A 22,048-nucleotide genomic window follows, 5' to 3' on the forward strand; every position below is an offset into this window, starting at 1 on the left:
TCGCTCCATTAGGCTTATGGTATGAATTAACCATAGCATATCAGAGACGCGAAAAGTGTGACATGGGATAAAATAGTGGTATCGTTTACACTGGTTTTCACAGGCGCTTTTTCACAGACTGAGTGCATTGTAGATCAAAGAGATAGAGATGTATTGTTGCAGGTTGTCTGAAAAGCGGAGGGCAGCGCCCTCCACGCGTTAATCGATTTTGCTCAGCAGGTAGCGGTAATGCTCGCCGTCAGACACAAATTCCAGCCGATGGGTGATGCAGGATGGGGCATCCTCAGCATGGTGGGAGACAAACAGCAGCTGGGTTTCACCTTCGCTAATCAGGACATCCACAAAGCGGCGGATCAGCTGACGGTTGAGGGGATCCAGCCCCTGCAACGGTTCATCAAGAATCAGCAGAGTAGGATGCTTAACCAGCGCGCGGACGATCAATGCCAGCCGCTGCTGCCCCCACGACAGGCTGTGGAATGGCGCATCGGCTACCCGGTTGTCCATACCCAGAATATCCAGCCACTGCTGCGCCAGCTTGTGCTGCTTGTCGGATACCGCCTGATAAATACCAATGGAATCGAAGAAGCCAGAGAGGATCACGTTTCGCACCGTAGTGCTCACCCGGTAGTCCAGATGCAGGCTGCTGCTAACATAACCGATATGCTTTTTGATATCCCAGATGGTTTCCCCGCTGCCGCGGCGGCGGCCGAAGAGGGTCAAATCGTTGCTGTAACCCTGCGGGTGATCGCCAGTGATCAGGCTTAGCAGCGTGGATTTACCCGCCCCGTTGGGGCCGACGATCTGCCAGTGCTCACCAGGATTAACCGTCCAGCTGAGATGATTAAGAATAGGGCGATCGTCGTAAGCAACCACCCCATCGCGCAGCACAATGCGCGGCTGGTCAGGATCCAGCCCGTGGCGTGCCGAAGGGGCATCCGGCTCCGGCAGCGCAATACCGTCCAGTTTCTCGCTGTGTGCCAGCTGTGCAATTAGCGCCTGCCGGAGCAGTACGGCTTTCTCGCCGGTTTTGGTCAGGCTACAGTCCGCCAGCACGCCCGCGTAATGTACGAAATCCGGGATCTCATCAAAGCGGTTAAGGACCAGCACAAGGGTGTATCCCTGCTGGTTAAGCGACGCCAGCAACGCTGCCAGCTGCGCGCGGGACTGCACATCCAGTCCGTCAAACGGTTCATCCAGAATCAGGAGTTCCGGCTCGCTCATCAGCGCCTGACACAGCAGCGTTTTGCGCGTCTCGCCGGTAGAGAGATATTTAAAGCGGCGGTTAAGCAGGGCGGTAATGCCAAATTGCTCCGCCAGCTGCTGACAGCGGGCAGGATCTTTTATCTCATCCTGGATAATGTCCGCCGTCGTGCGGCCGGTATCTTCTTCGCCGGGGCTGAGCAAATCGGTATTGTTACGCTGCCACTCATCGCTGACCAGCTTTTGCAGCTGTTCGAAGGAAAGGCGCGTCAGCCGGGTAAAGGTGCACTGTCGCTCACCCTTCAGCTGGGTTAATTCGCCTGCCAGAGCGCGGGCCAGCGCGGATTTTCCGCTGCCATTCGTGCCCACAAACGCCCAGCTTTCTCCGGCGCGAAGGGTTAACTCTGGCAGCGATAAGGTACGGGTATCGCTAAGACGAAACGTGCCTTGCGAAATATGCAATGATGACATGTGTTATCCCATTTTTTGCAGCAACAGATGTCAGGGATACTCAGTGTTGGTGGGGTTGTCAATGCGCTTAGCACAATGTGGCGATAATTACCCGGTCTGCATTGAAATATGCGGTCACCACAGCACCTTCATCTAATTCGGTCGCGTCGTTCACCGGAACGGTGGCGCAGAGCGACTGTCCATCCGGCAGGGTCATCAGCACTTCACACTGTTCTGCGCCGCGCTCGATGTGGCTGATACGCCCGCGTAGCTGGTTGTCGGCCTCGGCGGCCTGCTCAGGGTTAAGCGTGATGCTGATCCAGGGCGCTTTGAGTAATACCAGCACTTCCTGACCTTCGTTCAGCCCGAGGCGTTGACCGCTTTGCGCGGTGATGGCGGCTTTCAGGCGCGTTGTGCCGTCCGCGAGCAGGATCTCAATATGCTCCTGCACCTGCGAATGATCGCGCCCCGTCACCGTACCAAACCATTGGTTGCGGGCGCTGGTCTGCAAAGAGAAACGGGAGATGGCGCCCAGCAGGCTGTCCAGCGGCAGGTTGTCGTCATCGCTCAGCACATCAAATGCTTTTTGCTGGATCTGCGCCAGTAAGTCATAGAGCTGGATCAGGCGTTGCCCGTAACGCGTCAACACGGCGCCGCCGCCGCCTTTTCCGCCGGTGGCGCGCTCTACCAGTGTTTGTTCGCTCAGGGTGTTCATGTCGTTAATCGCATCCCAGGCGCTTTTATAGCTGATGCCGGCGTTTTTGGCTCCCTGGCTAATCGAGCCAGTTTGTTCTATTTGTTTTAACAGGGCGATGCGTCGCGGATCGGCGAAAAGCTTCTGCTGAAGTCGTAGGGTGAGGAGAATTTCGGCCTGCATAACAATGTCCCGGCAAAAAGGTTATTGTGACCCAAATGTCCGGGTGCGGAAAGCGCACCGCACAAAAGGGGATGTTTTTCTTACTTTTCAGGGTAGAATAAGCCGTTCACAAGATCTGGAGAAAACCATGTTAGAGTTGTTGAAAAGTCTGGTATTCGCGGTAATCATGGTGCCAGTAGTGATGGCTATCATCCTCGGTGCCATCTACGGCCTGGGTGAAGTGTTCAACGTCTTTTCGAACATTGGTCATCGTCGTGACCAGCCTAAAAAGCAGCAATGATTTCCTCCAAAACGCCCGGCCAGCCCGGGCGTTTTGCTCTCAAGTTTATTCCTCTCCCGCCGATATCTTTTACAACGTTCCTTGAGTTTACGCATTAATGGGTACGATTTAGCGCTAGGAACGCCTGCGATATGTCGTTATATTTGTTTGTATATAACGATATACACAGGAGCTTCAAATGGCACGTTCATGGGTACGCCTTTTCGCAGGGGCAACGCTGACTCTCTCACTCACCGGCCACGCGCTGGCGGATGAAGGAAAAATCACGGTCTTTGCGGCGGCGTCGCTGACTAACGCGATGCAGGATATTGCTGCGGTATACAAAAAAGAGAAAAACGTCGAGGTCGTTTCGTCGTTTGCCTCCTCGTCCACGCTGGCCCGCCAGATCGAAGCGGGGGCTCCGGCTGATCTGTTCATCTCTGCCGATCAGAAATGGATGGACTACGCGGTGGAGAAAAAATCTGTTGATACGGCTAGCCGCGAAACCCTGCTGGGAAATAGCCTGGTGGTGGTCGCGCCCGCAAACAGCAAGCAGGGCGACATCGCCATCAACAAACAGACGGACTGGACCCGTCTGCTCAACGGTGGCCGTCTGGCGGTGGGCGATCCGGAGCATGTTCCTGCCGGGATTTATGCGAAAGAAGCGCTACAAAAACTGGGCGCATGGAAGACCTTATCACCGAAGCTGGCTCCCGCAGAAGATGTGCGTGGCGCGCTGGCGCTGGTGGAGCGTAACGAAGCGCCACTCGGGATCGTTTACGGCTCCGACGCCGTCGCCAGTAAAGGTGTGAAGGTGGTCGGTACCTTCCCGGAAGACTCGCATAAGAAAGTAGAATATCCTGTTGCGATAGTTGATGGACATAAAAATGCGACCGTGACGGCCTTCGTTGACTACCTGAAGGGGCCTGAAGCGTCCGCTATCTTTAAACGTTACGGATTTACGACTCACGAATGATATTGACCGAACCTGAATGGCAGGCCGTGCTGCTGAGCCTGAAAGTCTCTTCCCTGGCGGTTGCGCTGAGTTTGCCCTTTGGGGTGTTCTTTGCCTGGTTACTGGTTCGCGTGAAGTTTCCAGGCAAAGCCCTGCTCGACAGTGTTCTCCATCTTCCGCTCGTGTTACCGCCTGTGGTGGTCGGCTATCTGCTGCTGATCTCTATGGGGCGACGCGGTTTTATCGGCGAATGGCTGTACGATTGGTTCGGCCTGACCTTTGCTTTCAGCTGGCGCGGCGCGGTTCTGGCCGCGGCAGTAATGTCCTTCCCGCTAATGGTGCGCGCTATCCGCCTGGCGCTGGAAGGGGTGGATATCCGGCTAGAGCAGGCCGCCCGCACGCTGGGTGCAGGCCGCTGGCGGGTATTCCTGACCATTACGCTTCCGCTCACCTTACCGGGCATTATCGTCGGTACGGTGTTAGCCTTCGCCCGCTCACTGGGTGAGTTCGGCGCGACCATCACCTTTGTGTCCAACATTCCCGGCGAGACGCGGACCATCCCGTCGGCCATGTATACCCTGATTCAAACCCCGGGTGGCGAAGGTGCGGCGGCCCGGCTGTGTATTATTTCGATTGTACTCGCCCTGGTCTCGCTGCTGGTGTCTGAATGGCTGGCGCGCCTCAGCCGTGAACGGATGGGGAAACCGTGATGCTGGAACTCAACTTTACGCAAACCCTGGGCAGCCACACTCTGACGCTTAACGAAACGCTGCCTGCCAGCGGTATCACCGCCATTTTTGGCGTTTCCGGGGCAGGGAAAACGTCGCTGATTAATGCGATTAGCGGCCTGACGCGTCCCCAGTCTGGCCGTATTGTGTTAAATAACCGCGTCTTAAACGACGCGGAGAAGAAGATCTGCCTGTCACCGGACAAGCGCCGCATCGGCTATGTGTTTCAGGATGCGCGCCTGTTTCCGCACTACAGCGTGCGCGGAAATCTGCGCTATGGCATGGCAAAATGCATGGCCGGACAGTTCGATAAGCTGGTGGCGCTGCTGGGCATCGAACCGCTGCTCGATCGTCTCCCGTCTTCGCTGTCGGGTGGTGAAAAACAGCGCGTGGCGATTGGCCGCGCCCTGTTAACCGCGCCGGAATTGTTGCTGCTGGATGAGCCGCTGGCCTCGCTGGATATTCCGCGCAAGCGCGAGTTGCTGCCGTATCTGCAACGTCTGGCGCGGGAAATCAACGTGCCCATGCTGTACGTCAGCCATTCGCTGGATGAGATCTTACATCTGGCCGACAAAGTGCTGGTGCTGGAGGCGGGCAGGGTGAAGGCATTCGGCAATCTGGAAGAGGTATGGGGCAGCAGCGTTATGCATCCGTGGCTGCCAAAGGAGCAGCAGAGCAGCATTCTGAAGGTGAGCGTGCTGGAGCACCATCCACATTATGCGATGACCGCGCTGGCGCTGGGTGACCAGCATTTGTGGGTGAATAAAATCGATACGCCGATTCAGTCCACGTTACGGATCCGCATTCAGGCGTCGGATGTCTCTCTGGTGCTGCAACCGCCGCTGCAAACCAGTATCCGCAATATTTTGCGCGCAAAAGTGGCGCAGTGTTTTGATGATAACGGCCAGGTGGAAGTGCAACTGGAAGTGGGCAACAGAACGCTGTGGGCGCGCATCAGCCCGTGGGCCAGGGATGAGTTAGGCATCAAGCCTGGCCTGTGGCTTTACGCGCAAATCAAGAGCGTCTCTATCACCGCCTGATTACAGCAGGTGGGTATAAATATACTGCGCGATGCTGTCGGTGGTGTTATCGCCAATCACCACGTTAGCACGCGCTTTCACCGCATCATCGGCGTTGCCCATCGCCACGCCCGTTCCGGCCGCTTCCAGCATGCTAATGTCGTTATAGTTATCGCCGAAGGCAATCACGTCCTGCATTGACCAGCCCTGTGACTCAACGAACTGGGTCAGACGCTTTCCTTTGCTGTTGCCTTTACGGGCGATATCCACCTGATCGTGCCAGGACCATTCACATTCCAGACCCAGCGTATGCTCGACATGTTTTGCGAAGGTATTCAGTTTGGCAGTGTCTTCATCGGTCAGGGCAAATTTCCAGATTGCCTGGACGTCTTCCGCCGCCTGGCGCAGGGAGGAAACCTGAGTGAACACCGGACGCTGCGCTTCCGGCAGAGACAGGGCCCAGTTGCTGGTGCGGATCACATGGCCGGTAGGGCGTTCATACAGCATGGCGTTATCCACATACATCAGGCCGTGAATCGCGTGCTCATCCAGTAAATCAATCAATTGCAGCGCCTGCGGAACGGGAAGCGGATCAGAGGTTAAAACCTTTTTTGCCTGATAATCATACAAATAAGTGCCATTACAACAAATTGCAGGTGTATCTAAGCCCAGTGCCTGATAAAAAGGATGAATGGCTACGTGATGTCGACCCGTTACGATGAGAAGTTGATACCCCGCTTCCCGGGCTCGTTTGAGGGCCTCAAGAGAAGAGGGGAGCAGGGTTTTCTGAGGGGTAAGCAGTGTTCCGTCTAAATCCAGGGCAATCACTCGCGAGGTCATTTTTTCTTCCGGGTTAATGTTGAATTTAAGGTCTGTCGGGATGGTACACCGAGAGCGGAACCCTGCAAAATCCCGGACTACAATTCAGCATTCACCGTTAAAAATAATCAGGAGTATTCATGAAACAAACCGTTTATACCGCCAGTCCTGAAAGTCAGCAGATCCATGTCTGGCGTTTGAATACAGAAGGTTCGCTTACGCTGGTTCAGGTTGTTGATGTGCCAGGCCAGGTGCAGCCGATGGTCGTCAGCCCGGATAAACGTTTTCTTTATGTCGGGGTACGCCCGGAATTCCGCGTACTCGCATACCGCATCTCCCCGGATGACGGCGCGCTGACCTATACCGCAGAAGCGCCGCTGCCGGGCAGCCCGACCCATATTTCTACCGACCTTAAAGGTAACTTTATCTTCAGCGGCTCCTACAATGCAGGCTGCGTGAGCATCACCCGCCTGGAAGACGGTATTCCCGTTGAAACCGTCGACGTGGTAGAAGGGCTTGAGGGTTGCCACTCCGCCAACATTTCGCCGGATAACCGCACGCTGTGGGTGCCAGCGCTGAAGCAGGATCGCATCTGCCTGTTTACCCTGAGCGATGACGGTCATCTGGTCGCGCAGAGCCCGGCGGAAGTCACCACCGTGGAAGGCGCAGGCCCGCGCCATATGGTCTTCCACCCGAATCAGCAGTATGCCTATGTCGTTAACGAGCTGAACAGCTCGGTAGATGTCTGGGAGCTGAACGATCCTAACGGGCAGATCGAGTGCGTACAGACGCTGGACATGATGCCAGCTGATTTCTCCGACACACGCTGGGCGGCAGACATTCACATCACGCCGGATGGCCGCCACCTGTATGCCTGTGACCGTACCTCCAGTCTGATCACCATCTTCAGCGTCTCAGAAGACGGCAGCGTTCTGGCAGTTGAGGGCTTCCAGCCGACAGAAACCCAGCCGCGCGGCTTTAATGTCGATCACAGCGGCAAATACCTGATTGCGGCGGGGCAGAAATCCCACCACATCGCGCTCTATGAAATCAAAGGCGTGCAGGGTCTACTGGAAGAGAAAGGACGCTATGCGGTCGGACAAGGGCCGATGTGGGTTGTGATTAACGCTCACTGATCCGTAGACGAAAAAAAACCTCGCACATGCGAGGTTTTTTTATGCGTGGTTAATGCATGAGGTAGGCCGGGTAAGGCGTAGCCGCCACCCGGCAGCAGGCATTTTACTGCTTCGGTTCAGCAACCACTTTGCTACCCAGACCGCGGTTGTTGTATTCCCACATGCGGTTGAAGTTAGCGTCGTTCAGGTTACGCTGCACGTTGTCTTTATCATCCACCGTGCCGGTGTTGCCGGAGAAAGGACGTTTCGAGATCGCCGCATCCGCCCACGGTTTCGCCATGTTAAAGCCTTCGTTAATCACGCTGTCGCGGATCACGACCTGGCCGTTAGTGGCGGAGTCCACGTCCAGAGAGCGGCCAAGCTGCGCCACGCCATCGCCAGCAGCAGTAAAGCGGCTATTCACGGCCAGGAAGCCATAGAACAGATTGGACTGCGTGGCCGGGGCAAAGACGTAACCTTCCTGCTGCGTACGTGAATTCACCACGCGGAAGTCGGTGTTATCAAATACCACCGCGCCGCGACCGGAGACCATATCCACGTCGCCTTCAATGTAGCTGTTGGTGACCAGAGTACGCGTCAGACGATTGTTCTGAAGGGTATTCTGCACGCCGCTGTTGGTCACGAAGAAGGTATTCTGGCGGCCCAGGATATTGACGTTGTTAATCTGTACCTTGTCGCCATCGCTACGCAGCGCCACGGCCTGGTGATTACCTGCGTCAACGCTGTCGCCCAGGGTGTTCTGAATGGTCAGGTTCTGCAATTGCAGGCCATTGTTCTGTGACCAGAATACCGCCGAGCACATCACGCCAATGGTGGCGGCACGTTTGCGCTGGCAGTTATCAAACATATACCACGCCGGTTTACCTGGCATGTATTTACCGGCCGGGTTCACCAGATGGCGCCAGGTGGTGCTGTCGATCTCTGAATCAATCGCCAGGCCAATTTTCACGTCGACCGCTTTTTCGCCAAGTCCGTAAAGCGTAATGCTTCCCGGTGCAGCCGGAACATAAACGGTTCCTTCGTATTCACCCGGCAGGATGGCAATGTACTGACGAGATGCGCTGTGTTTGGTGATTGCGGCATCAACAGCTGCCTGAATTGAGGTGTGCGTAACGCCCTCTGCTCCGGCCGGGCCGACAACGAAGTCTGGCTGTTTCGGCAGGTTAATAGAAGAAGGCGTCCATGGGGCTGCATTGGGATCCATCGCCGTGAAATAGTGCGCACGGGTGAAGTTCTTCGCTTCAGCCGCTGACAGGATCGGACGGGAAGCGGTGCCCGGAGCAACCTGCTCAGAAGGTTGCTGATCCGGTGGTGTTGAACTGCAAGCGGATAAAGTCACGCCAAAGGCGAGTGCCAACGCCAGACGGGAAATCCTGGAAATATTCAAGGTAATGCTCCTGGGTATGCAAGTCTTATCTGAATAGACGAAATAGCCTGCTTTTTTATACTAAGTTGAGCGAAACGGGAAGATAAAAACGGGAAAAGTTGCATTTTTGCCCGCAGGCGACGGGAAAGTCATCACAAATAAATAACATTTTCCTGCAAGGCGGTTGACAGCAGGTGACAGATGAAAATAAATGTCTATACAACCCATGACAAGCGGAAGGCACATGCAGCAGCTTCATCCCGATGATGTGATATGGCGAAATGCGCGACTGGCGACCCTGGCAACAGGTGAGCCGGAACCCTATGGTCTGAAAGAACAACATGCCCTCGTCGTGCGCGGCCAGACGATTGCGGCCGTTATTCCTGAAGCCGAGATCCCCTCCGGGCATCGTCAGTGTGTCGATCTCGACGGGCGTCTGGTTACTCCCGGCCTGATCGATTGCCACACCCATCTGGTGTTCGGCGGCGATCGCGCAGCGGAATGGGAGCAACGGCTTAACGGCGTGTCGTATCAGACCATCAGCGCGCAGGGCGGCGGTATTAACGCCACGGTCACGGCGACCCGCAACAGTTCGCCGGAAATGCTCCTGACGGTGGCACAGCAGCGGCTCCAGCGGCTGATGAATGAAGGCGTAACGACCATTGAAATCAAATCGGGATACGGACTGAATGCCCAGGCCGAAGAGAAAATGCTGCTGGTTGCCCGCCAGCTCAGCCTGAACAATCTGGTCGATATCAGCCCGACGCTGCTGGCCGCGCACGCCGTTCCTGCCGAGTACCGACAGGATCCGGATGCCTATCTCACGCTGGTCTGTGAGCAGATCATGCCCACGCTGTGGCAAAAAGAGTTATTTGAAGCGGTGGACGTGTTTTGTGAAAACGTCGGCTTTACCCCGGCGCAAACCGAGCGCCTGTTTCAGGCCGCCGCCGCGCTCGGGATACCGGTTAAAGGGCATGTAGAGCAGCTGTCGAATCTGGGCGGCGCGGCGCTGGTCAGCCAGTATAAGGGGCTGTCGGCCGATCATATTGAGTATCTCGATGATGCAGGTATTCAGGCGATGGCGCAAAGCGGCACGGTGGCGGTATTGCTCCCCGGCGCGTTCTATTTTCTTCAGGAGCGCCAGCGTCCACCGGTGGCGCAGCTCAGAGAGCAGGGCGTGCCGATGGCGGTGGCTACCGACTACAACCCGGGCACCAGCCCGTTTGCCAGCCTGCATCTGGCAATGAACATGGCCTGCGTCCAGTTTGGCCTCACGCCGGAAGAGGCCTGGGCTGGCGTGACGCGGCATGCGGCGCAGGCGCTAGGTCGTGGCGCGACGCACGGGCAGTTAAAGCCCGGTTATGTGGCTGATTTCGTCGTCTGGGAGGCGAATCATCCGGTTGAGATGGTTTACGAGCCGGGGCGGAATCCTTTATATCAACGCGTGTTTCGGGGGCAGGTAGCATGAAATTGTGGCATCCCGTTTCCCCGCAGGTCTGGCAGGGTCGTGACGACAGCGCCGAATCCAGCACCGCGAAACGTCTCTTCCAGACCATACAGCAGCGCGTACACTTTGCACCCGTGCCGTCAGGCATCGCCCTGCTGGGCTTTGAATGTGATGAAGGGGTTAAGCGTAACCAGGGCAGGCCCGGTGCTGCACAGGCTCCCGATGTTCTGCGCGGCGCGCTGGCGAATATGGCGAGCCATCAGGGGCATGCGCGCCTCGTGGATATGGGCTCCATTTATGTTGAAGGCAATGCGCTGGAGGCGGCACAGCAGGGGCTGAGCGAGGCCATTACCGCGTGCCAGCAATCCGGGATGCGTACTTTGGTTTTCGGCGGTGGACATGAAACCGCCTGGGCGCACGGGCGCGGCGTGCTGGACGCCTTTCCGAACGATCGCATTGCGGTGATCAACCTGGATGCGCACCTCGATTTGCGTAAGGCTGAACGGGCTACGTCCGGCACGCCGTTCCGCCAGCTGGCGCACTACTGCGCGTCGCAGTCGCGGTCGTTTCACTACGCCTGCCTGGGGGTAAGCCGTGCGGCGAATACCCAGGCGCTGTGGGAGGAAGCTGAACGGTTGAACGTGATGCTGGTTGAAGATCTCGATTTTCGCCGGGATGCGCTATCCGCGCTGGATAGCGTGCTTGCGCAGGCAGACCGGGTTTATCTCACCATTGACCTCGATGTGCTGCCCGCCGCAGAAATGCCCGCCGTGTCCGCCCCTGCGGCGTTGGGGATCCCGGCGCTGGATCTGTTCCCGGTGATTGAGCGTATCTGCCGAAGCGGTAAACTACAGGCGGCGGATCTGGTGGAATATAATCCGCACTACGACCGGGACGGTCAGGGGGCGAAGCTTGCCGCCCGACTGGCCTGGCAAATTGCTCACTGGTGGGCATAACAACATTCAAGGAGTCATGATGTTTTCACGCTCGCCCCTGCCGCAGCCGAGCCCTCCTGCGCCTTTTTACGAAAAGGTGAAGCAGGCGATCAGCGAAAAAATTGCTGCCGGCGTCTGGCGTCCGCACGACCGTATTCCCTCCGAAGCTGAACTGGTCGCGCAGTTTGGCTTTAGTCGAATGACCATTAACCGGGCGCTGCGGGAACTGACCGATGAAGGGTTGCTGGTGCGTTTGCAGGGTGTCGGAACCTTTGTCGCCGAGCCAAAAGGACAGTCGGCGCTGTTTGAAATCCGCAGCATTGCCGATGAAATTGCCGCCCGCAACCATCAGCACCACTGCGAAGTGCTGGTGATTGAAGAGACGCAGGCCAGCGCCGAACAGGCCATTGAGCTGAACGTTAATGAGGGCACCCGGATCTTCCATTCGGTGATGGTGCATTATGAGAACGATATTCCGGTCCAGATTGAAGATCGCTGCGTCAACGCGGAGCGGATCCCGGACTACCTGAACCAGGATTACACCCAAACCACACCGCATGCGTATCTCTCGCTCGTCGCCCCGCTGACGGAAGGGGAGCATATCGTGGAGGCCGTGCGCGCCACGCCTCAGGAGTGCGAGTTGTTGCGTATTAAAGAGCACGATCCCTGCCTGCTGATCCGCCGTCGTACCTGGTCATCCTCGCAGATCGTGTCGCATGCGAAGCTGCTGTTCCCGGGGAATCGTTACCGGTTGCAGGGCCACTTTATGTCATAAGTTTTATAAGCGTGATCGCTAACGCAATATAGCAAAATTGTATCTTTTTTGTTAAATCCGACCTTGTGTGTGCTTGTCTATACAAGTATATCTAAATGCATCACCTGTCCCTTATGAGGAACACACAATGTCGTCAGATAAATACCGCAAGCAGGATGTCCGCGCCGCGCGCGGCACCACGCTCACCGCAAAAAGCTGGCTCACCGAAGCACCGCTGCGCATGTTAATGAACAACCTTGATCCTGAGGTAGCAGAGAATCCCCATGAGCTGGTGGTCTACGGCGGCATTGGCCGCGCCGCGCGCAACTGGGCGTGCTATGACGCGATTGTCGAGTCTTTGACGAATCTCGAAAACGACGAAACGCTGCTGGTGCAATCCGGCAAACCGGTTGGCGTATTCAAAACCCATAAAAATGCGCCCCGTGTGCTGATTGCCAACTCCAACCTGGTGCCGCACTGGGCGACGTGGGAACACTTCAACGAGCTGGACGCAAAAGGGCTGGCCATGTACGGCCAGATGACCGCGGGTAGCTGGATCTACATCGGCAGCCAGGGGATTGTGCAGGGCACCTATGAAACCTTCGTGGAAGCGGGCCGACAGCACTATAACGGCTCACTGAAAGGCCGCTGGGTGCTCACCGCCGGACTGGGCGGCATGGGCGGCGCGCAGCCGCTGGCCGCGACGCTGGCCGGCGCGTGCTCCCTGAACATTGAGTGCCAGCAGAGCCGCATCGATTTCCGTCTGCGTACCCGCTATGTTGATGAACAGGCCGACAACCTCGATGACGCGCTGGCGCGCATCAAAAAGTACACCGCTGAAGGCAAAGCCGTGTCGGTTGCCCTGTGCGGCAACGCGGCGGATATTCTGCCGGAACTGGTGGCGCGCGGCGTGCGTCCGGATCTGGTCACCGACCAGACCAGCGCTCACGATCCGCTTCATGGTTACCTGCCAAAAGGCTGGACGTGGGAAGATTACCAGCAAAAAGCGGAAACCGATCCTGAGGGCACGGTACTGGCGGCTAAACGCGCCATGGCGGAACACGTCTCCGCGATGCTCGCCTTCAGTAAGATGGGGATTCCGACCTTTGATTACGGGAATAACATCCGCCAGATGGCGAAAGAGATGGGGGTGAATAACGCCTTTGATTTCCCCGGCTTCGTGCCTGCCTATATTCGTCCACTGTTCTGCCGCGGCATCGGGCCGTTCCGTTGGGTTGCCCTGTCCGGCGACCCGGAGGATATCTACAAAACCGACGCCAGAGTGAAGGAAATTGTCGCCGACGACGAGCACCTGCACCGCTGGCTGGACATGGCGCGCGAGCGCATTAATTTCCAGGGCCTGCCAGCGCGTATCTGCTGGGTCGGGCTGGAGTGGCGGCAAAAACTCGGCCTCGCCTTTAACGAAATGGTGCGCAGCGGCGAAGTCTCCGCGCCGATCGTCATTGGCCGCGACCACCTGGACTCCGGCTCTGTCGCCAGTCCGAACCGTGAAACCGAAGCCATGCGCGACGGCTCGGATGCGGTCTCCGACTGGCCGCTGCTGAATGCCCTGCTGAACACCGCCAGCGGCGCAACCTGGGTGTCGCTGCACCACGGCGGCGGCGTCGGGATGGGCTTCTCCCAGCACTCCGGGATGGTCATCGTCTGTGACGGTACCGACGAAGCGGCGGCACGTATTGCTCGCGTGCTGCATAACGACCCGGCAACCGGCGTAATGCGCCACGCGGATGCGGGTTACGAGATTGCCATTGATTGTGCCAAAGAGCAGGGCCTGAACCTGCCGATGATCCCCGCCACACAAGGAAAGCCTGCATGAACGCGTTAACACTTACTCCCGGCTCTTTGTCGCTCAAACAGCTGCGTCACGTCTGGCGTCAGCCGGTGACACTCGCCCTTGATGAAAGCGCCCACCGTGCCATTAATGACAGCGTGGCCTGCGTGGAGGCGATTGTAGCGGAGGGGCGCACCGCCTACGGCATCAATACCGGGTTTGGCCTGCTGGCGCAGACCCGCATTGCCACGCACGATCTGGAGAATTTACAGCGTTCGCTTGTGCTCTCGCACGCGGCGGGCGTTGGCCAGCCGCTGGACGATGAGATCGTCCGCCTGATGATGGTGTTGAAAATCAACAGCCTGGCGCGTGGGTTTTCCGGCATTCGTCTGAGCGTGATCCAGGCGCTGATGGCGCTGGTGAATGCGGAAGTTTATCCGTGGATCCCGGCGAAGGGCTCCGTCGGAGCTTCCGGCGATCTGGCACCGCTGGCGCATATGTCGCTGCTCCTGCTGGGTGAAGGCAAGGCGCGCTGGCAAGGGGAGTGGCTGCCTGCGAAAGAGGCGCTGAAAAAAGCCGGCTTAGCGCCGATCACCCTCGCGGCAAAAGAAGGGCTGGCGCTGCTCAACGGCACGCAGGCGTCGACGGCCTTTGCGCTGCGCGGCCTGTTTGAAGCAGAAGATCTGTTCGCCTCCGCGGTGGTGTGTGGTGCGCTGACCACTGAAGCGGTGCTCGGCTCGCGTCGTCCGTTCGATGCCCGCATCCACGAGGTGCGCGGCCAGCGTGGTCAGATTGATGCCGCAGCCATGTACCGCCACGTACTTACCGATACCAGCGACATTGCCGATTCGCATCACAACTGCGAGAAGGTGCAGGATCCGTATTCTCTGCGCTGCCAGCCGCAGGTGATGGGCGCATGCCTGACGCAGCTGCGCCAGGCGGCAGAAGTGCTGTTGGTGGAGGCCAATGCGGTGTCCGACAACCCACTGGTATTTGCTCAGGAAAACGAGGTGGTTTCTGGCGGTAACTTCCACGCCGAGCCGGTGGCGATGGCCGCAGATAATATCGCGCTGGCGATTGCCGAAATCGGGGCATTGTCTGAGCGTCGAATCGCGCTGATGATGGATAAGCACATGTCCCAGCTACCGCCATTCCTGGTGCGCAACGGCGGCGTGAACTCGGGCTTTATGATCGCCCAGGTCACCGCCGCAGCACTGGCAAGCGAAAACAAAGCCCTGTCGCATCCGCACAGCGTGGACAGCCTGCCAACGTCAGCAAATCAGGAAGATCACGTTTCGATGGCCCCGGCTGCCGGGCGTCGACTGTGGGAGATGGCCTCCAACACCCGCGGCGTGCTGGCGGTGGAATGGCTGGCGGCGTGTCAGGGTATTGATTTACGCGAAGGGCTAAAATCCAGCCCGCTGCTGGAGCAGGCGCGTCATACGCTGCGTGAGCACGTTACGCACTACGATGAGGACCGCTTCTTTGCGCCGGATATTGATAAGGCGATACAGCTTCTGGAAGAAGAAACCCTTGCAGGACTGCTACCTTCCGTGCTGTGATTTTTTTGCCCGGTGGCGCTGCGCTTACCGGGCCTACGAATACGAAATGTAGTCCGGGTAAGGCGTAGCCGCCACCCGGCTTTTTTTATGAATACATCGCCGTAATCGACGCGCTGCCCAGCGAATGGAAATGCACGTTAAAGCCTACCATTGCCCCGCTTGCCCCTTCGTCAACCTCAATCTTGTCCACATCCAGCGCGTGCACCGTGAAGATATAGCGGTGCGTTTCCCCTTTTGGCGGCGCCGCGCCGCCGTAGCCCGCTTTGCCAAAGTCCGTGCGGGTCTGAATTGCACCGTCGGGCAGGGCAACCAGATCGGAACCGGAACCCTGCGGCAGCACGCGGGTTTCGGCGGGCAGGTTTGCCACGATCCAGTGCCACCAGCCCGAGCCGGTTGGCGCATCCGGATCGTAGCAGGTCACGACAAAACTTTTGGTTCCCGCTGGTACATCGTCCCACGCCAGATGGGGAGAGATATTATCTCCCTGATAACCCATCCCGTTAAACACGTGACGTTCCGGCAGCTTTTCGCCGTCGCGCAAATCTTTACTGATGATTTTCATCCTATTTCCCTCGTTACTCACTCATTCAGAAAGTGTAACGCATGGGGTTAAATCGTGAAATGCGCTGATATGTTAACGGCTTTAACCACTGCCCCGGTCAGCTTGTGGAGCTGATCCGGAGAAATGCTGTACGGCGGCATGAGGTAAATCAGCTTACCGAAAGGTCGCACCCAAACGCCCTGGTCAACGAAGAAGCGCTGCAACGCGGCCATGTTCACCGGATGCGTTGTCTCGATCACCCCGATGGCGCCCAGCACGCGGACGTCCGCGACGTATTCCGCATCCGCCGCCACGCTTAGCTGCTGCTTCAGCTGTGCCTCAATCGCCGCCACCTGCGTCTGCCACTCGCCGCTCTCCAGAATGGCGAGGCTTTCGCTTGCCACGGCGCAGGCCAGCGGGTTGCCCATAAATGTCGGGCCGTGCATAAAGCAGCCCGCGTCGCCGTCGCTGATGGTGTCGGCAACCTGGCGGGTGGTGAGCGTGGCGGAGAGCGTCATGGTGCCGCCGGTGAGCGCTTTCCCCAGGCACAGAATATCCGGCGCGATCCCCGCATGCTCGCAGGCAAACAGCTTCCCGGTACGGCCAAAGCCGGTGGCGATCTCATCGGCAATCAGCAAAATCCCTTCGCGGTCGCACATCTTCCGAATGCGCTTCAGCCACTCGGGGTGATACATCCGCATTCCGCCCGCGCCCTGCACAATCGGTTCGAGAATAACGGCGGCAACCTCGTGGCGATGGGCCGCCATCAACCGTGCGAAGCCCACCATGTCCATCTCGTCCCATTCGCCGTCGAAGCGGCTCTGCGGGGCTGGCGCAAACAGGTTTTCCGGCAGGTAGCCTTTCCACAGGCTGTGCATGGAGTTGTCCGGATCGCACACCGACATCGCCCCGAAGGTGTCGCCGTGATAGCCGTTGCGGAAGGTGAGGAACCGCTGGCGCGTTTCGCCCTTCGCATGCCAGTACTGCAACGCCATTTTCATCGCCACTTCCACGGCCACCGAGCCGGAATCAGCCAGGAAAACACACTCCAGCGATTCAGGCGTCATCGCTACCAGGCGACGGCATAAATCCACCGCGGGCTGATGCGTGATCCCGCCAAACATCACGTGTGACATCTGGTCAATCTGCGCTTTCATCGCCGCGTTCAGACGCGGGTGGTTGTAGCCATGGATCGCCGCCCACCAGGAGGACATCCCGTCAACAAGCCGCTCGCCGCTGGCGAGATGCAGCTCGCAGCCGTGGGCCGAGGCTACCGGATAGACGGGAAGGGGGCGGGTCGTGGAGGTGTAAGGGTGCCAGATATGCTGCTTGTCGAAGGTGAGATCGTCCTGGGTCATAATCGACTTGTAAACCATTTTGAAAAGTTTTAGGTTTACAAGTATAAACCGAACCGACAATTAACAAAACCCTTTGGAGAAGCCCGATGGCTCACCACGCACGCTGGACGATGTCGCAAGTCACTGAATTATTCAACAAACCTTTCCTGGAGCTGATGTTTGAGGCGCAACAGGTGCACCGCCAGCACTTCGATCCGCGTCATGTTCAGGTCAGCACGCTGCTGTCGATTAAAACCGGGGCTTGCCCGGAAGACTGCAAATATTGCCCGCAAAGCGCGCGCTATAAAACCGGTCTCGAATCCGAGCGCCTGATGGAAGTCGAGCAGGTGCTCGACTCAGCGCGCAAGGCCAAAAACGCTGGCTCAACCCGCTTCTGCATGGGCGCGGCGTGGAAAAACCCCCATGAGCGCGACATGCCCTATCTGGAGCAGATGGTGAAGGGGGTGAAGGAGATGGGGCTTGAAGCCTGCATGACCCTGGGTACGCTAAACGAGGAGCAGGCGCAGCGCCTCTCGGCGGCAGGGCTGGATTACTACAATCACAACCTCGATACCTCGCCGGAATTCTACGGCAACATCATCACCACGCGCACCTATCAGGAGCGTCTGGATACGCTGGATAAAGTGCGTGATGCGGGGATCAAGGTCTGTTCCGGCGGGATCGTGGGACTGGGCGAAACGGTAAAAGATCGTGCCGGCCTGCTGTTACAGCTGGCGAACCTGCCGACCCCGCCGGAAAGTGTGCCCATCAACATGCTGGTGAAGGTAAAAGGCACGCCGCTGGCGGATAATGAGGACGTGGATGCCTTCGATTTCATCCGCACCATCGCGGTGGCGCGCATCATGATGCCAACCTCTTACGTTCGCCTCTCTGCCGGTCGCGAGCAGATGAGCGAGCAGACCCAGGCGATGTGCTTTATGGCCGGGGCCAACTCCATCTTCTACGGTTGCAAACTGCTGACCACACCAAACCCGGAAGAGGACAAAGACGTTCAGCTGTTCCGCAAGCTGGGGCTGAACCCACACCAGACCGGGGTACAGGCGGGGGATAACGAGCAACAGCAGCAGCTGGAGCAGCAGATTTTCAACGCCGACACTGACCAGTTCTACAACGCGGCAGCCGTATGACCTGGCAGGCACGTATCAGGACCGCGCTCGACGAGCGGCGGGCGGCGGATGCATTTCGGGTACGCAGGGTAGTGGAAAACGGTGCAGGCCGTTTTCTCACCCGGGAAGGAGAGCGGTTCTGTAATTTCTCCAGCAACGATTATCTGGGCCTGAGCCAGCACCCGCAAATCGTTCGTGCCTGGCAGCAGGGCGCGGATCGTTACGGCGTGGGCAGCGGTGGCTCCGGGCACGTCAGCGGCTACACCACGGCGCATCAGGCGCTGGAGGAAGCGTTGGCCGACTGGCTGGGCTACCCGCGGGCGCTGTTGTTTATCTCCGGTTTTGCCGCGAATCAGGCGGTGATTGCCGCCCTGATGGGCAAAGACGACCGCATCATCGCGGACCGCCTGAGCCACGCCTCCCTGCTTGAAGCCGCCAGTCTCAGCCCGGCACAGCTGCGGCGTTTTGCCCATAACGATGCCTCTCAGCTGAACGTCCTGCTGGGTAAACCCTGTTCAGGGCTTCAGCTGGCGGTCACGGAAGGGGTATTCAGCATGGACGGCGACAGCGCGCCCCTGGCCGCGTTGCACGACGCCGCAAAACAGCAAAACGCATGGCTGCTGGTCGACGATGCCCACGGCATTGGCGTCACCGGCGAGGAGGGGCGCGGAAGCGCTTATCAGCAGGGCGTCAGGCCGGAACTGCTGGTGGTCACCTTCGGCAAAGGCTTCGGCGTCAGCGGTGCCGCAGTGTTGTGCAGCGAGCCGGTGGCCGACTACCTGGTGCAGTTCGCCCGGCACCTGATCTACAGCACCAGCATGCCCCCGGCGCAGGCCGTGGCACTCTCTGCGTCGCTTGCGGTGATCCGCAGCGAAGACGGCGCTGAACGCCGGGCTCGCCTGGCCGACCATATTCAGCGTTTTCGCCGGGGGTTAAGCGAACTGCCTTACCGGCTTACCGACTCGCACAGCGCCATTCAGCCCGTGATTGTGGGTGAAAACCATCGGGCGCTGATGCTGGCACAGGCGCTACGAGAAAGCGGGCAGTGGGTCACGGCGATCCGCCCACCCACCGTGCCGCCAGGCACCGCGCGCTTGCGTCTGACGCTTACGGCAGCGCACGAGCCGCAGGATATCGATACGCTTCTGGAGGCACTGTATGTCTCCCGTCAATAAACAGGCCGTTGCCGCTGCGTTTGGCCGGGCAGCGCAAAGCTATTCACAGCACGATGAGCTGCAACGCCTGAGCGCGCGCGGGCTGCTGGCCGCGCTCGGGGAGGGGCATTTTATGCAGGTGCTGGACGCGGGCTGCGGGCCAGGCGGCAATAGCCGCTACTGGCGCGCAACGGGCAGCCACGTCACGGCGCTGGATTTATCTGCGCAGATGCTGGATGAAGCCCGCCAGCAGCAGTCAGCAGACCGTTATCTGGTGGCCGATATCGAGGCCATCCCGCTGGAGGATGCGCTTTTTGACCTCGTCTGGAGCCATCTTGCGGTGCAGTGGTGCACCAGCCTGTCGCAGGCGCTACGCGAGCTTTACCGCGTGGCACGGCCCGGCGGAGCGGTGGCCTTTACCACCCTGCTGGAAAGTTCGTTGCCGGAGCTGAATCAGGCGTGGAGGGCGGTGGATGCGCAGCCGCACGCCAACCGGTTTCTCTCGCACGAACAGGTCACTCAGGCGCTGGCAGGCTGGCGTTATCGCAGCGAGGTCCAGACCGTCACCCTCGAATTTAGCGATGCGTTAAGCGCCATGCGCTCTCTTAAGGGCATAGGCGCGACGCACCTGCACGCCGGACGGGAGAAGAAACCCCTTACCCGCGGACAACTCCAGCGTCTCGGGCTGGCCTGGCCGCAGGATCGGGGCCGGTTCCCGCTCTCTTATCATCTTTTTCATGGGATTATTGAACGTGACTGAACGTTATTTTGTTACCGGTACGGACACTGAAGTCGGTAAAACGGTTGCCAGCGCCGCGCTGTTGCAGGCGGCGCGTCTGCTGGGGAAAACAACGGCCGGGTATAAGCCCGTAGCCTCCGGCAGCGAGATGACGCCGGAAGGCTTACGCAATACTGATGCGCTGGCGCTACAGCGTAACAGCAGCCTTGTGCTGGCCTATTCTGCGGTGAACCCCTATACCTTTGCTGAACCCACCTCGCCGCACATCGTCAGCGCCGATGAAGATCGTCCGATTGATTTTTCGGTGCTCTCTTCCGGATTACGCAACCTGGAAACGCAGGCCGACTGGGTGCTGGTGGAGGGGGCTGGCGGCTGGTTTACCCCGCTGTCCGACGAGCAGACATTTGCTGACTGGGTGCAGGCCGAACAGCTTCCGGTCATTCTGGTGGTCGGCGTGAAGCTTGGCTGTATCAATCACGCCATGCTGACCGCTCAGGCCGTGCAGCAGGCCGGGTTGCGTCTGGCAGGGTGGATTGCCAATGACGTGGTTGCGCCGGGTAAACGTCATGCTGAGTATCTGGCGACGCTGAAGCGGGTGCTGCCTGCGCCGTTTCTCGGCGAGATCCCGTGGCTTGCCGACGGCGCAGAGCAGGCGGAAACCGGACGCTATCTTGACCTCAGCGCATTATGTCCCGCGCCATCCAGTGCGCAATAAGGTCGTCATCCAGCTCGTTAACGTGGCCCTGTGCCACGTTACGCCCGCGATAGAGCATGCAGAAACGATCCGCTACCCGGCGGATAAACGACAGCTGTTGCTCCGCTAACAGCACCGTCATTCCCAGCTCCCGATTCAACCGTACCAGCAGTTGACCCAGCCTGCGGGCGAAGCCTTGCCCTGCGCCATACATGGGCTCATCCAGAATCAACACGCGCGGGCGATTAACCAGCGCACTGGCGAGGGCCAGCTGATACTGGTCGTCGGGGGACAGCGCAGAGGCACGCATTTGTCGCAGCGGATAGAGTTCCGGAAACAGTGCGTACACGTCATTTTTTGATGTCGGGTCGGATTTCCCCGTCGCCCGCATAGCGATATGCAGATTTTCATCGACGGTCAGCTGGGAAAATATCCGCCGATCCTGCGGGACGTAGCCTATCGTTGGCGGCGCCGTGAATGCTGACGCAGGGCTGAGCAAATTACGCGGCGGCGCGCCAGCCTCATGCCAGATGATGGTGCCGCTCTCAACGGGCACCTTTCCGGTAATGCAGTTCATTAGCGTGGATTTACCCATGCCAGGCAGGCCAACAATGCCCGTACAGATGCCTTGCGGGAAATCGATATTCACATTCCATAGCGTATGTTGGCTTCCGTAAAACTGATTTACAGCACGCAGACTCAACATCTTTCTCTCCTTAAAAATGTGTGGGGTAATGCTCAGGCTGATATCTGCAAAACGCCTGCCAGAAACAAAATAATGATTAAAAAAGAGCCATTTTTAGGAATAACCCACTGCTAAAAGCTTAACGTTTGTTCGAATTGCACGCTCCCGGTGCCGTGCGTGTCGAATCGTGGTGCAGGGAAAATGACGGAATTGTGATTAAGATCTCGCCGGTTACTTATGAAAAAATGAACGTTTTCCAGGCAAAAAAGAGTGATAAAAATTTTTTACTGCCGCTTCGTGGGAAAAACCGGGAATTTGCTGGAGTGCATGCTGTACGGGCTGGAGGCAGTTATCCACTATTCCTGTGGATAACCTTGTGCATTAGAGTTAGAAAACACGCGATAAGCGAGAGAACACGCGGGTTACGCCCAAATTGATGCGAAACGCGGCTTTAGGAAATAGTCTATATTTT

The 22,048-nt window shown here is 58.2% G+C and carries 21 protein-coding genes; 14 read left to right on the plus strand and 7 right to left on the minus strand.

Annotation, left to right across the window (positions count from 1 at the left end):
* Positions 1–198 precede the first annotated feature (198 nt).
* Together modF and modE are read right to left on the minus strand one after the other, a co-directional pair.
* Positions 199–1,671: a molybdate ABC transporter ATP-binding protein ModF gene (gene modF, locus L3069_RS06505; protein WP_038415702.1), complete on the minus strand. Its 1,473-nt coding sequence runs from the start codon at positions 1,669–1,671 to the stop codon at positions 199–201.
* 67 nt (positions 1,672–1,738) lie between these two features.
* Positions 1,739–2,527 carry a molybdenum-dependent transcriptional regulator gene (gene modE / locus L3069_RS06510; RefSeq protein WP_022647484.1) on the minus strand — a complete coding sequence of 263 codons (789 nt, stop codon included), beginning with the start codon at positions 2,525–2,527 and terminating at the stop codon, positions 1,739–1,741.
* Positions 2,528–2,654: 127 nt separating this feature from the next.
* On the opposite strand from modE, the gene L3069_RS06515 reads away from it, so the two are divergent.
* From L3069_RS06515 to modC, 4 genes are all read left to right on the plus strand, one after another.
* Complete coding sequence (locus L3069_RS06515; protein WP_003858549.1) at positions 2,655–2,807, plus strand: AcrZ family multidrug efflux pump-associated protein; 153 nt, start codon at positions 2,655–2,657, stop codon at positions 2,805–2,807.
* A gap of 178 nt (positions 2,808–2,985) precedes the next feature.
* Complete coding sequence (gene modA, locus L3069_RS06520; protein WP_038415703.1) at positions 2,986–3,762, plus strand: molybdate ABC transporter substrate-binding protein; 777 nt, start codon at positions 2,986–2,988, stop codon at positions 3,760–3,762.
* Positions 3,759–4,451, plus strand: coding sequence for a molybdate ABC transporter permease subunit (modB, locus tag L3069_RS06525; protein WP_006809548.1), 693 nt, complete (start codon positions 3,759–3,761; stop codon positions 4,449–4,451). The genes modA and modB overlap by 4 nt, the downstream gene beginning before the upstream one ends.
* Positions 4,451–5,509 carry a molybdenum ABC transporter ATP-binding protein ModC gene (gene modC, locus L3069_RS06530; RefSeq protein ID WP_038415704.1) on the plus strand — a complete coding sequence of 353 codons (1,059 nt, stop codon included), beginning with the start codon at positions 4,451–4,453 and terminating at the stop codon, positions 5,507–5,509. The genes modB and modC overlap by 1 nt, the downstream gene beginning before the upstream one ends.
* Here the strand turns inward: modC and L3069_RS06535 are convergent, their stop codons facing one another.
* Positions 5,510–6,328 (minus strand): pyridoxal phosphatase, encoded by an 819-nt coding sequence (locus tag L3069_RS06535; protein WP_022647486.1) that lies wholly within the window; start codon positions 6,326–6,328, stop codon positions 5,510–5,512.
* 119 nt (positions 6,329–6,447) lie between these two features.
* On the opposite strand from L3069_RS06535, the gene pgl reads away from it, so the two are divergent.
* Positions 6,448–7,443, plus strand: coding sequence for a 6-phosphogluconolactonase (gene pgl / locus L3069_RS06540; protein ID WP_023299626.1), 996 nt, complete (start codon positions 6,448–6,450; stop codon positions 7,441–7,443).
* Between the two features lie 103 nt (positions 7,444–7,546).
* Here the strand turns inward: pgl and L3069_RS06545 are convergent, their stop codons facing one another.
* On the minus strand, positions 7,547–8,830 hold the full coding sequence (locus L3069_RS06545) for a putative acyl-CoA thioester hydrolase (protein ID WP_032624632.1): 1,284 nt from the start codon (positions 8,828–8,830) through the stop codon (positions 7,547–7,549).
* Between the two features lie 223 nt (positions 8,831–9,053).
* On the opposite strand from L3069_RS06545, the gene hutI reads away from it, so the two are divergent.
* The 5 genes from hutI to hutH all read left to right on the plus strand — a co-directional run bounded on the left by hutI (position 9,054) and on the right by hutH (position 15,299).
* Entirely contained in the window at positions 9,054–10,277 is a 1,224-nt protein-coding gene (gene hutI / locus L3069_RS06550; protein ID WP_023299627.1) for an imidazolonepropionase, read from the plus strand.
* Positions 10,274–11,212: a formimidoylglutamase gene (gene hutG, locus L3069_RS06555; RefSeq protein WP_038415705.1), complete on the plus strand. Its 939-nt coding sequence runs from the start codon at positions 10,274–10,276 to the stop codon at positions 11,210–11,212. The genes hutI and hutG overlap by 4 nt, the downstream gene beginning before the upstream one ends.
* 19 nt (positions 11,213–11,231) lie before the next feature.
* The gene (locus tag L3069_RS06560; RefSeq protein WP_063160743.1) at positions 11,232–11,966 is read left to right on the plus strand and encodes a histidine utilization repressor; all 735 of its coding nucleotides are present in this window, start codon (positions 11,232–11,234) and stop codon (positions 11,964–11,966) included.
* A 127-nt stretch (positions 11,967–12,093) separates the two neighbouring features.
* Positions 12,094–13,782: a urocanate hydratase gene (gene hutU, locus L3069_RS06565; RefSeq protein ID WP_003858533.1), complete on the plus strand. Its 1,689-nt coding sequence runs from the start codon at positions 12,094–12,096 to the stop codon at positions 13,780–13,782.
* On the plus strand, positions 13,779–15,299 hold the full coding sequence (hutH, locus tag L3069_RS06570; protein WP_032624627.1) for a histidine ammonia-lyase: 1,521 nt from the start codon (positions 13,779–13,781) through the stop codon (positions 15,297–15,299). Before hutU ends, hutH begins: the two co-directional genes overlap by 4 nt.
* Positions 15,300–15,384: 85 nt before the next feature.
* Here hutH and L3069_RS06575 read toward each other — a convergent pair whose 3' ends face one another.
* Together L3069_RS06575 and bioA are read right to left on the minus strand one after the other, a co-directional pair.
* Entirely contained in the window at positions 15,385–15,861 is a 477-nt protein-coding gene (locus L3069_RS06575) for a kinase inhibitor (RefSeq protein ID WP_038415707.1), read from the minus strand.
* A 47-nt stretch (positions 15,862–15,908) separates the two neighbouring features.
* Positions 15,909–17,216, minus strand: a complete 1,308-nt coding sequence (gene bioA, locus L3069_RS06580) for an adenosylmethionine--8-amino-7-oxononanoate transaminase (RefSeq protein WP_063135845.1) — start codon at positions 17,214–17,216, stop codon at positions 15,909–15,911.
* 68 nt (positions 17,217–17,284) lie between these two features.
* On the opposite strand from bioA, the gene bioB reads away from it, so the two are divergent.
* Genes bioB through bioD form a run of 4 tightly spaced genes read left to right on the plus strand, consistent with a single transcriptional unit; the run spans position 17,285 to position 20,912 of the window.
* Complete coding sequence (gene bioB / locus L3069_RS06585) at positions 17,285–18,325, plus strand: biotin synthase BioB (RefSeq protein ID WP_038415709.1); 1,041 nt, start codon at positions 17,285–17,287, stop codon at positions 18,323–18,325.
* A complete protein-coding gene (gene bioF / locus L3069_RS06590) occupies positions 18,322–19,479 on the plus strand; it encodes an 8-amino-7-oxononanoate synthase (protein ID WP_038415710.1) in 1,158 nt (385 codons plus the stop codon). Before bioB ends, bioF begins: the two co-directional genes overlap by 4 nt.
* Positions 19,463–20,218 carry a malonyl-ACP O-methyltransferase BioC gene (gene bioC / locus L3069_RS06595; protein WP_022647496.1) on the plus strand — a complete coding sequence of 252 codons (756 nt, stop codon included), beginning with the start codon at positions 19,463–19,465 and terminating at the stop codon, positions 20,216–20,218. Before bioF ends, bioC begins: the two co-directional genes overlap by 17 nt.
* Positions 20,211–20,912 (plus strand): dethiobiotin synthase, encoded by a 702-nt coding sequence (gene bioD / locus L3069_RS06600; protein WP_074133655.1) that lies wholly within the window; start codon positions 20,211–20,213, stop codon positions 20,910–20,912. The genes bioC and bioD overlap by 8 nt, the downstream gene beginning before the upstream one ends.
* Here bioD and L3069_RS06605 read toward each other — a convergent pair.
* On the minus strand, positions 20,875–21,597 hold the full coding sequence (locus L3069_RS06605) for an ABC transporter ATP-binding protein (RefSeq protein ID WP_038415712.1): 723 nt from the start codon (positions 21,595–21,597) through the stop codon (positions 20,875–20,877). The genes bioD and L3069_RS06605 overlap by 38 nt on opposite strands.
* Positions 21,598–22,048: the final 451 nt, after the last annotated feature.

This window comes from Enterobacter cloacae complex sp. ECL411, from assembly GCF_021869665.1.
In the GTDB taxonomy this organism is placed as follows: Bacteria; Pseudomonadota; Gammaproteobacteria; order Enterobacterales; family Enterobacteriaceae; genus Enterobacter; species Enterobacter intestinihominis.

Excerpts from the sequence above, each read along its gene's own strand:
- hutU (WP_003858533.1), top strand. The coding sequence starts at position 12,094 with ATGTCGTCAGATAAATACCGCAAGCAGGATGTCCGCGCCGCGCGCGGC.
- L3069_RS06575 (WP_038415707.1), bottom strand. The coding sequence starts at position 15,861 with ATGAAAATCATCAGTAAAGATTTGCGCGACGGCGAAAAGCTGCCGGAA.
- L3069_RS06560 (WP_063160743.1), top strand. The coding sequence starts at position 11,232 with ATGTTTTCACGCTCGCCCCTGCCGCAGCCGAGCCCTCCTGCGCCTTTT.
- L3069_RS06535 (WP_022647486.1), bottom strand. The coding sequence starts at position 6,328 with ATGACCTCGCGAGTGATTGCCCTGGATTTAGACGGAACACTGCTTACC.
- modC (WP_038415704.1), top strand. The coding sequence starts at position 4,451 with ATGCTGGAACTCAACTTTACGCAAACCCTGGGCAGCCACACTCTGACG.
- modE (WP_022647484.1), bottom strand. The coding sequence starts at position 2,527 with ATGCAGGCCGAAATTCTCCTCACCCTACGACTTCAGCAGAAGCTTTTC.
- bioA (WP_063135845.1), bottom strand. The coding sequence starts at position 17,216 with ATGGTTTACAAGTCGATTATGACCCAGGACGATCTCACCTTCGACAAG.
- bioF (WP_038415710.1), top strand. The coding sequence starts at position 18,322 with ATGACCTGGCAGGCACGTATCAGGACCGCGCTCGACGAGCGGCGGGCG.
- bioC (WP_022647496.1), top strand. The coding sequence starts at position 19,463 with ATGTCTCCCGTCAATAAACAGGCCGTTGCCGCTGCGTTTGGCCGGGCA.
- modF (WP_038415702.1), bottom strand. The coding sequence starts at position 1,671 with ATGTCATCATTGCATATTTCGCAAGGCACGTTTCGTCTTAGCGATACC.
- modA (WP_038415703.1), top strand. The coding sequence starts at position 2,986 with ATGGCACGTTCATGGGTACGCCTTTTCGCAGGGGCAACGCTGACTCTC.
- L3069_RS06605 (WP_038415712.1), bottom strand. The coding sequence starts at position 21,597 with ATGTTGAGTCTGCGTGCTGTAAATCAGTTTTACGGAAGCCAACATACG.
- pgl (WP_023299626.1), top strand. The coding sequence starts at position 6,448 with ATGAAACAAACCGTTTATACCGCCAGTCCTGAAAGTCAGCAGATCCAT.
- L3069_RS06515 (WP_003858549.1), top strand. The coding sequence starts at position 2,655 with ATGTTAGAGTTGTTGAAAAGTCTGGTATTCGCGGTAATCATGGTGCCA.
- modB (WP_006809548.1), top strand. The coding sequence starts at position 3,759 with ATGATATTGACCGAACCTGAATGGCAGGCCGTGCTGCTGAGCCTGAAA.
- bioB (WP_038415709.1), top strand. The coding sequence starts at position 17,285 with ATGGCTCACCACGCACGCTGGACGATGTCGCAAGTCACTGAATTATTC.
- hutI (WP_023299627.1), top strand. The coding sequence starts at position 9,054 with ATGCAGCAGCTTCATCCCGATGATGTGATATGGCGAAATGCGCGACTG.
- hutG (WP_038415705.1), top strand. The coding sequence starts at position 10,274 with ATGAAATTGTGGCATCCCGTTTCCCCGCAGGTCTGGCAGGGTCGTGAC.
- hutH (WP_032624627.1), top strand. The coding sequence starts at position 13,779 with ATGAACGCGTTAACACTTACTCCCGGCTCTTTGTCGCTCAAACAGCTG.